The sequence below is a fragment of the Nocardioides hungaricus genome (assembly GCF_054782915.1).
In genome coordinates this window covers 1-9,389 of the sequence record NZ_BAAGRO010000064.1, presented here as the reverse complement: position 1 = coordinate 9,389, position 9,389 = coordinate 1, and the positions used below count along the sequence as shown (strand labels likewise).

The following is a 9,389-nucleotide window of genomic DNA, read 5'->3' as shown; positions in this document are numbered from 1 at the left end:
CCGCCATGACCAGCCCACGCCCGCGCGCCAGCCTCGGCCGAGTCCTCGACGACCTCGGCGCGACCCTGCTCGACCTGGTGCACGGCGACGCCGAGCGCGCGGACGAGATCGGCGGCGTGGTCATCCACGACCCGGTCGACACCCCGGTGCTGCCGCCGCATGCGCTCGTGCTGGGCGTCGGCGTGGAGGAGCCGGACGACGTCGTCGCGCTGCTGAAGGAGCTCGGCGCCGCCGGCACCGAGGGACTCGTGCTGCGGGCTCCGGTGCCCGCCACGCCCGAGGTCCGCGCCGCCGCCGACGCCGCCGGCGTCGCGCTGCTCGGCCTGAGCCGCGGCGCCCCGTGGGCGCACCTGGCCGCGATGCTGCGCTCGCTGCTCGCCGAGGGCGACGTCGGCGTCACGGAGCAGGAGTCGCTCGGCGGGCTGCCGTCCGGCGACCTGTTCGCGGTCGCCAACGCCGTCGCGTCGCTGCTCGACGCCCCCATCACCATCGAGGACCGCAGCTCGCGCGTGCTCGCGTTCTCCGGCCGTCAGGACGAGGCGGACCCGTCCCGCGTCGAGACCATCCTGGGCCGCCAGGTGCCCGAGCGCTACTGGCGGATCCTCAACGAGCGCGGCGTCTTCCGCGAGCTGCACCGCAGCGACCGGCCGGTCTTCATCAGCCCGGTCGCCGACGGGCCCGACGACTTCTCGATGCCCCGCGTGGCCATCGCCGTGCGGGCGGGCGACGAGGTGCTCGGGTCGATCTGGGCCGCCGTACCCGGTCCGCTCAGCGAGGAGCGCGACCAGGCTCTTCGGGACGCCGCCAAGCTGGTCGCCCTCCACCTGCTCCGCGTCCGCGCGGGCGCCGACGTCCAGCGTCGGCTGCGCGCCGACCTGCTCAGCTCGGCGCTCGAGGGCGGCGCCGGTGCCCGCGAGGCGCTCGACCGGCTCGGCCTCGCCGGCCGGTCGCTGATGGTGCTCGGCGTCGCGACGTCCGGCGCGTCGTCGGGGGAGGAGGACGCCGCCACCGCCGTCCACGAGCGGCAGCGGCTCAGCGACGCGTTCGCGCTGCACCTCTCCGCCGTCCACCCGCGCTCCGCGGCCGCCCTCGTCGGCGGCGTCACCTACGGCCTGGTGCCCCTCTCCGGCGCGGCCGAGGAGGGGGAGGAGCGGGCGGTCCGCATCGCCCACGACTTCCTGGACCGGGTGGGCGACCGCACCCGCCCGCTGATCGGCGTCGGCCCGGTCGCCGGCGACCTGGCCGGCCTCGCCAACGCCCGCTCCTCGACCGACCGGATCCTGCGAGTGCTCCGCGACGGCCGTGGCGAGCGCCGGGTCGCCCGCCTCGACGACATCCAGGTCGAGGCGCTGATGCTCGAGCTGCGCGACCTGGCCGCCGCCCGCGGCGATCGCCCCACCGGCTCGCTCGCGAAGCTGCTGGCCTACGACGAGCGCCACCACGCCACCCTGGTCGAGACCCTCCAGGCGTGGCTGGACGCGTTCGGCGACGTCACCGCCGCCGCCGAGGCGCTCTACGTCCACCCCAACACGTTCCGCTACCGGCTGCGCCGGCTCGCCGAGGTCGGCGAGATCGACCTGACCGACCCGGACCAGCGGTTCGTCGCGATGCTCCAGCTGCGGGTGCTCGGCCCGCGCTGACCGGCCGCCGGACCCGGGATGCCGGCAGGCGTCACTTCGAGGGCTGCGGCACCTTCACCTTGCAGTCCACCGTGGGGTTCGCGCCGAGATAGTTGAGCGGTCCGGCGAGGATCGTGAGCCCGGTGTCGCCGGCGGTCTTGCAGCTGACCTCGCGGTTATCGCCGAAGTAGCCGCGCTGCCACGCCGCCGCCGCGCCGATGACCAGCCAGAGCACGACCACGAGGCCGATGATGGTCTTCATGCCGGCGTCATACCCGTTCCGGAACCCGAGTACGCCGCCTGGTAGGCCAGCAGCGCCGTACGCCCCTTCTCCAGCTCCTCTCCGAGGCGCGGGATCAGCTCCTCCGCGGCCTCGGTGCTGCCGGTGTCGGCGACCAGCTCGATCTCCTGCGCGAGCCGACCCGCCCCGACCACGCCGAGGTTGAGGGCGCCGCCGGCGAGCTTGTGCACGACCTGCTTCAGGGCGGGCGCGTCACCGGCCTCGACGGCGGCGGCGATGGCCGCGTAGGTCCCCGGGGTGCTGCCGACGAAGTTGCCGATCGCCCGGTCCAGGTAGGCGGTGTTGCCCGGGTCCAGGTCGCGCAGCTCGTCGAGACGATCCAGCTCCAGCCCGGCCAGGGCGGCGTCGCGATCCTCGGTCACGGCCCGCACGCTACCCCGCTCGCGGGGCCCGGCGCCTCCGGCCCAGAGGTCCAGGACACCCGCCAGCGCGGCCGGGTCGACGGGCTTGGTGAGGAAGTCGTCCATGCCCGCCTCGAGGCAGCGCTCCCGCTCGCCCTCGACGGCCGCCGCGGTCATCGCGATCACCGGCACCCGCACCCCGGGCGGCTCGACCGCGCGGATCGCGCGGGTGGTCTCGTAGCCGTCCAGCCGCGGCATCTGCACGTCCATCAGCACCAGGTCGAAGGCGGCGTCCCGCAGCACCTCCAGCGCGACCACGCCGTCGTCCGCGGTCCGCGCCACATAGCCGAGCGCCTCGAGCAGCCCCACGGCGACCAGCTGGTTCACCGGGTTGTCCTCGACGACGAGCACGCGCAGCCGGGGCCCGTCCCCGGACGCCGGCGGCTCGGCCAGGGCACGCGGCTCGACGCCGGCCAGGTGGCGCAGCAGCGACCGCCGGAGGTCCCCGGCCAGCACCGGCTTCGTGAGGCACTCCGCGATCCGGCACGCCTCGAGGTCCTCGGCCTCGGGCGACGTCGCCGAGGTGAGCATCAGCCGCAGGATCGAGTCGTACGCCGGCGTACGGGCCAGTGCGCGAGCCAGGTCGAGCCCGTCGCGGTCCGGCATCGACAGGTCCATGAGCACGCCCTCGAACGGGTCCCCGGCCGCGAGCGCCCCGGCGATCGCCGACTCCGCGGAGTCGGCGTCGACCGCGGCCGCGGTGCGCAGCCTCCACCAGGCCAGCTGCTCCTCGAGGATCAGCCGGTTGTGGTCGTTGTCGTCGACGACCAGCACCCGCCGGCCGGCCAGCCAGCTGCGGGCGTACTCGTCGTCCGCGTCCACGCTCGGCCCGGCCGGCGCACCGAAGCGGGCGGTGAACCAGAAGACGCTGCCGCCGCCGGGGTTCGCGTCCAGGCCGATCTCGCCGCCCAGCGCCTCCACGATCTCCTTCGAGATCGCCAGGCCCAGGCCGGTGCCGCCGAAGCGCCGCGTGGTCGAGGCGTCGGCCTGCGTGAACGCCTCGAAGAGCATGTCGACGTCGACCTCGGGCACGCCCACGCCGGTGTCGGAGACGGCGACGCGCAGCACGGTGTCGCCGTCCGGCGCCGGCTCCGCGGTCGCGCGCACCACGACCTGGCCCTCGGCGGTGAACTTCACCGCGTTCGACCCGAGGTTGGTGAGCACCTGCGCGAGCCGGGTGGGGTCGCCGGCGAGCACCTCGGGTACGTCGGGGTGGCAGGAGACCATCAACTCCAGGTCCTTGGCGCGCGCCATCTCGCCCAGCACGCTCGCGACCTGCTCGAAGACCGGGCGCACCTCGAAGTCGAGCCGCTCCAGCTCCAGCTTCCCGGCCTCGATCTTGGAGAAGTCGAGGACGTCGTTGATCACGGCCAGCAGTGCCCGGCTCGCGACCTGCACCCCCGAGGCCAGGCGCAGCTGGTCGGCGTCCAGCTCGGAGCGCAGCAGCAGGTCGTTGAGCCCGATCACGCCGTTGAGCGGGGTGCGGATCTCGTGGCTCATCGTCGCGAGGAACTCCGACTTCTGCCGGGACGCCGCGAGGGCGCCGTCGCGCGCGTCGGCCAGCTCGCGCTGCGCCCGCTCGCGCTCGGCGACCCGGCCGAGCTGCACCGCGACCTGCTCCACCATCGACTCGATCATCTCGAAGCGGTAGAGCGGCGGCGCCGAGGTGATCGTCAGGACGGCGACCACCTCGCCGGCGTACTCGACGGTGAACGCGATCGTCAGGTGGGCGTCGTCCCACACCGACCTCCGCTCGCGGAACGCCCGGTCGGCCAGGGCCAGCTCCATCGCCGTGACCTCGGGGGTCGCGAGGTCGTCGGCGCGGTCTGCGTCGGTGATGTAGAGGGGCACGACGCCGGTGCGCTCGTCGTTCGGCAGGAACGCGCGGCCCCGCTCCCAGTCGTCGTGGAGCAGCACCAGCAGGCGCGCCTGGCCGAGCACGTCGGCCAGCGTCGCCGCCTCGTTCGCGGCGCTGGCCACCGCCTGCATCAGGGTGTTCTGCCGGACCTGGTCCTCGAGCGCGATCTCGGCGAGCTTGGTCTCGGTGACGTCCTGGTGGGTGCCGTACATGTGGGTGACCCGGCCGGCGTCGTCGAGGTGGGCGACGCCGCGGCCGCGGGTCCACATCCAGGTGCCGTCCGCGCGCAGCACCTGGGCCACGAAGACGAAGCTGCCACCGGTCTCGAGCGCCCCGCGCACGGCCGAGTCGACCGCGTCGCGGTCGTCCTCGTGGACGCCCTCGAGGAACTCCTCGAACGTCCCGGTCTCCATGTCGTCCGGCAGCCGGAACAGCTCGCGCAGCTCGTCGGACGCCGAGATCCTGTTGGCGCCGAGGTCCCACTCCCAGCTGCCGATCCGGGCGATCCGCTGCGCCTCGGAGAGCCGAGCCTGGCCGACGGTGAGCTCGTCGACCGCCCGGCGCCGCTCGCTGTAGTCGGACATCCGGTGCAGTACGCCGACGAGCTCGCCGTCGGCGTCGTGCAGGAGGCTCTCGCTCGTGATCACCCACGCCACGCTGCCGTCATGGCGGACGAACTGGATCTCGACGTCGGCATCGTTGGTGACCCCCGACCGGAGCACGTCGAGGTGCTCGGCGAACTGCGCCTTCCCGACCTCGTCGAGGGTGTCGAAGACGGTCGCGGGCTCGGCGGCGCCGAAGAGCACGCGCAGCGCTGGGTTCGCGTACCGGATGCGGCCGTCCAGGTCGAACACCCAGATCGCGTCCGGTGACGTCTCGACGATGTCCCGGTACAGCGTCGCCAGCTCCATCTGACCTCCCGAGCCCCACGATAGGGCTCCGGCGGGATTTCGGACGTCAGCTCTCGCCCGCGATCAGGAACGCGTCGTCGGTGCCCTCGAGCGTGAGCGTCACGTCGTCCTGGAACTTCGAGCCGTCCGTGCGCTGGTACTCGACCGTGTAGCCGATCGTCATGCTCCCCGGATCGGCCTCCGCCGCCAGCAGGTCGGCGGTCGAGAAGCCGCGCCAGAACCTCTGGTACCGCCCGAACCCACCGCTCGTGTCCTGGAACTCCGGCGTCAGCATCTCCCAGGACGCCTGCTGGTCGGTCGTGACCGTCGCCAGGTACTGCTCGACGAAGCCCTCCATCCCGTCCGCGGTCACCTCCCGCGGAGTCTGCGAGGTGGGCGGTGGCGAGGACTGCTGCCCGCCGGTTCGCGACGGGCCCGGGTCCGCGCCCGGCTCGCCGTCGCCGGTCATCCCGAGCCTCCAGGCGACCACGGCGAGCACGACGATCGCGGCCACCGCGAGCGCCACGGCCAGCGGGCCGCCGCGGGAGCGGCGCGCAGGCGCGGGTGCTTGTGCCTGCACGGCCGCAGGCGCCGGGGGCGGCGGCGGTACGGCGGCCAGCGTGCGCGTCTCCTCGAGCCGCGGGCCGCCCGCGAGGAAGTCGCGCACCCGCGCCATCGGCCAGCGGTCGGCCGGTTCCGGCGTCATCGTCGCCGCGAGCAGCGGCGCCAGCCAGCCGGCGTTCGGGAGCCGCGGCGGGTCCTCGTGCACGATCCGGTAGAGCGCGCCGAGCACGTTGTCGCGGGTGTCGTACGGCGGGTGCCCGGCCAGCGTGAAGAAGAGCGTCGCGCCGAGCGACCAGACGTCGCTGGCCGGCGTCGCCTGCTGGCCGGAGGCGACCTCGGGGGAGAGGTACGCCGGCGAGCCCGTCACCAGCCCGGTCCGGGTGAGCGACGCGTCGGCCTCGGCGCGGGCGATGCCGAAGTCGGAGAGCTTCACCTGCCCGTCGGGCGTGACCAGGATGTTCGACGGCTTCACGTCGCGGTGCACGATCCCGGCGCCGTGGGCGGCGGCGAGCGCGTCCGCCGCCTGCTGGAGGATGCGCGCCGCGGCCTCGGGCGGCAGCGCCCCCTCGCGCTGCACCAGCGCGGCGAGAGTCGTGCCCTCGACGTACTCCATGACGAGCCACTGCTCGTCGGCCTCGGTCACCAGGTCGTAGACCGCGACCACGTGCGGGTGGTTGAGCCGGGCGGCCAGTCGCGCCTCCCGCTCGGCGCGGGCGAGGTCGGGCGTCGTGCCCCCGGGCGCGAGCCCGAGCCGCTTGAGCGCGACGTCGCGCCCGAGTACCTCATCGCGGCCGAGCCACACCGCGCCCATGCCGCCGCGCCCGATCTCCCGGTCGAGCGCGTACCTGCCTGCGATCACTCCGCGCCCCTTCCCACAATCCGACGAGCCTAGTCAGTGACGCACATGGCAGTCTTGGGCCCGTGACCGTCGACCCGAACCTCCTCGACGACCTCGAGTGGCGCGGCCTGATCGCGCACTCGACGGACCTCGACGCCCTGCGCGAGGCCCTGGCGTCCGGGAGCGTCCGGTTCTATGTCGGCTTCGACCCGACCGCGCCGAGCCTGCACATGGGTCATCTGGTCCAGGTGCTGACGGCCCGGCGGCTGCAGCTTGCCGGGCACACCCCGTACGCCCTCGTCGGCGGCGCCACCGGCATGATCGGCGACCCGCGCGAGTCCGGCGAGCGCACGCTGAACTCCCTGGACACCGTCAAGGAGTGGGTCGAGCGCGTGCGCGGCCAGATCGAGCCGTTCCTGTCCTTCGAGGGCGAGAACGCCGCGACCATGGTCGACAACTACGACTGGACTGCGAGCCTGTCGACGATCGACTTCCTGCGCGACATCGGCAAGCACTTCCCCGTGAACCGGATGCTGGCCCGCGACGTCGTCAGCCGTCGCCTCGAGAGCGGCATCAGCTACACCGAGTTCAGCTACGTGCTGCTCCAGTCGCTGGACTTCCTCAACCTGTACCGCGACCACGGCGTGACGCTGCAGTTCGGCGGCTCCGACCAATGGGGCAACCTCACGGCCGGTGTCGAGCTGATTCGCCGCTCGGACGGCGGCAGGGCGCACGCGTTCGCGACACCGCTGCTGACCAAGGCCGACGGCACCAAGTACGGCAAGACCGAGGGCGGCGCGCTCTGGCTCGACCCGGAGATGATGTCGCCGTACGCCTTCTACCAGTTCTGGCTCAACGTCGAGGACGAGAAGGTCGGCGAGCTGCTGCGGGTGTTCACGTTCCTGTCGCGCACGGAGATCGAGGAGCTCGAGGCGCGGCACGCCGAGAAGCCGTTCCTCCGGGCGGCGCAGCGCGCGCTGGCCGAGCACGTCACCGCGCTCGTGCACGGTGCCGACGAGACCGAGCGGATCAGGGAGGCGTCGGCCGCGCTCTTCGGCACCGGCGACCTCCGGTCGGTCGGGTGGCGCACCCTGCACGCCGCGCTCGCCACCGCGCGGCCGCTGGTCACCGTCCCGGCCGACGACGTCCCGACGATCGTCGACCTGCTGGTCGAGGCCGAGCTGGTGAGGAGCAAGGGCGAGGCCCGGCGGGCCGTCGCCGAGGGCGGCGCCTACCTCAACAACGAGCGGGTCGAGGACCCCGAGTACGTCCCCGGCGACGCCGACCTGATCGAGGACCGGCTGCTGGTGCTGCGTCGCGGCAAGAAGAGCTTCGCCGGCGTCGAGGTCCGATGACGGCTCCGAGGACGGCAGAGGCGCGCTGGCTCGCTGCCCTGGAGGAGCGCGCCCGCGAGTCGCTCGCCGCCTCCGTCCTCGAGTACCTCCTGCAGGGCGCCCGCGAGGGCGTCACCACCGGCGAGGCCGTCGCCGCCTGGCGCTCGGTGCGGTTCCGGCCGCGGGTGCTGCACGACGTCACCCACGTCGACCCGGGCGTGACGCTGCTCGGCCACCGCTCCGAGCTGCCGTTCGGCGTCGCGCCCACCACCCTCCAGCGTGCGGTGCACCCCGAGGGCGAGGTCGCGATGGCTCGCGCCACCGCCGAGGCCGGGGGAGTGCTGGTGGTCTCCAGCAACGCGGGCACCTCCTTCGCCGAGATCGCGGCGACCGGGGTCCGCTGGTGGCTCCAGGCCTACCTGCCCGCCGACCGGACCCTCGCCGAGCCGCTGCTCGAGGCCGCGGTCGCGGCGGGCGCGAGCGCCGTCGTCCTCACCGTCGACACCCCGGTCGTCGGCACCAAGTACGCCAGCCCCGACGTCCCCCTCGTCTGGGACACCGCCGACCCCGACCTGCTCCGCGTGAACTTCGCCCCCGGGTACGACGACCAGCCCGGCGCCGAGAAGGCGCTCGACCTCGGGCCCCACGACCTGGGCTGGCTCGCCGCCCGCACGGGGCTGCCGGTCGTCGTCAAGGGCGTGCTGCGCGGCGAGGACGCCGAGCGCAGCGTCCAGGCCGGCGCGGCCGCGGTGTGGGTGTCCAACCACGGCGGCCGCCAGCTCGACCGCGCGGCGTCCACCGCCGCGTGTCTGCCCGACGTGGTCGCGGCGGTCGGAGACCGTGCCCAGGTGTACGTCGACGGCGGCATCCGCTCCGGACTCGACGTGCTGGCCGCGCTGGCCCTCGGCGCGGACGCCGTCTTCCTCGGGCGGCTGCCGCTCCTCGCGCTGGCCGAGGGGGCCGACGGTGTCGCCGCCCTCCATCGCGAGCTCCTCGCGCAGACCGTCGAGGCGCTGCGACTCGCCGGATGCCGCGCTCCCACAGACGCCCGGCACCTGCCCTGACCAGCGCAGACGCGGTCGGGCCCCGGGTCGCGCCGAGGGTCGCGTCGAGTCGATTTGAACTCGTGCGTCCGGTCCCCTACTGTTCTCCGGGTCGCCAGGGTGCGGCGGGAGGCAAGGCCGGTCAGGTCGGGCCTCCGGCCCCGAAGCGGCCACCCGCTCACATCGGATCGCCGAGAATTCGGTCGTTCTTCGTGTGCACGGGAGCGGTTACGGGCGGATTTGCACCGCCGGTATTCAACCGCTAAGTTTTACGAGTCGCCCGGATGGGTCGCAGAAATGCGAGACTTCGCGTGTGTCTGATTTTTGAGAACTCAACAGTGTGTCAATAGTCGATGAATTGGTTTGTATGTCCTGTTGGCTGGTCCCTTTTGTTTGTGGGGGTTGGTTGATGGGTTTCTTTGGCAATGATTCTGACATTTTTTGTTAGTGTTGTCTTGTTGGGGAATGGCTCTTTTGGTTTTTTGATGGAGAGTTTGATCCTGGCTCAGGACGAACGCTGGCGGCGTGCTTAACACATGCA

Annotated in this window: 6 protein-coding genes and 1 rRNA gene; 4 read left to right on the top strand and 3 right to left on the bottom strand. The window is 73.1% G+C overall.

Annotated elements, in window-relative coordinates; all coding sequences use genetic code 11:
• Nucleotides 1-5 precede the first annotated feature (5 nt).
• The gene (locus ACYVKX_RS21685) at nucleotides 6-1,640 is read left to right on the top strand and encodes a PucR family transcriptional regulator (protein ID WP_460835775.1); all 1,635 of its coding nucleotides are present in this window, start codon (nucleotides 6-8) and stop codon (nucleotides 1,638-1,640) included.
• A gap of 31 nt (nucleotides 1,641-1,671) precedes the next feature.
• Here ACYVKX_RS21685 and ACYVKX_RS21680 read toward each other — a convergent pair whose 3' ends face one another.
• Genes ACYVKX_RS21680 through ACYVKX_RS21670 form a run of 3 tightly spaced genes read right to left on the bottom strand, consistent with a single transcriptional unit; the run spans nucleotide 1,672 to nucleotide 6,492 of the window.
• Nucleotides 1,672-1,881: a hypothetical protein gene (locus ACYVKX_RS21680; protein WP_460835774.1), complete on the bottom strand. Its 210-nt coding sequence runs from the start codon at nucleotides 1,879-1,881 to the stop codon at nucleotides 1,672-1,674.
• Nucleotides 1,878-5,090 carry a response regulator gene (locus ACYVKX_RS21675; RefSeq protein ID WP_460835773.1) on the bottom strand — a complete coding sequence of 1,071 codons (3,213 nt, stop codon included), beginning with the start codon at nucleotides 5,088-5,090 and terminating at the stop codon, nucleotides 1,878-1,880. The genes ACYVKX_RS21680 and ACYVKX_RS21675 overlap by 4 nt, the downstream gene beginning before the upstream one ends.
• Before the next feature lie 46 nt (nucleotides 5,091-5,136).
• A complete protein-coding gene (locus ACYVKX_RS21670) occupies nucleotides 5,137-6,492 on the bottom strand; it encodes a serine/threonine-protein kinase (RefSeq protein WP_460835772.1) in 1,356 nt (451 codons plus the stop codon).
• A 62-nt stretch (nucleotides 6,493-6,554) separates the two neighbouring features.
• Here ACYVKX_RS21670 and tyrS point away from each other — a divergent pair, with 62 nt between their 5' ends.
• The 3 genes from tyrS to ACYVKX_RS21655 all read left to right on the top strand — a co-directional run.
• Nucleotides 6,555-7,826, top strand: coding sequence for a tyrosine--tRNA ligase (gene tyrS, locus ACYVKX_RS21665; protein ID WP_460835771.1), 1,272 nt, complete (start codon nucleotides 6,555-6,557; stop codon nucleotides 7,824-7,826).
• Nucleotides 7,823-8,869, top strand: a complete 1,047-nt coding sequence (locus ACYVKX_RS21660; RefSeq protein WP_460835770.1) for an alpha-hydroxy acid oxidase — start codon at nucleotides 7,823-7,825, stop codon at nucleotides 8,867-8,869. Before tyrS ends, ACYVKX_RS21660 begins: the two co-directional genes overlap by 4 nt.
• Before the next feature lie 461 nt (nucleotides 8,870-9,330).
• Nucleotides 9,331-9,389 (top strand): 16S ribosomal RNA (locus ACYVKX_RS21655); the annotation flags it as partial.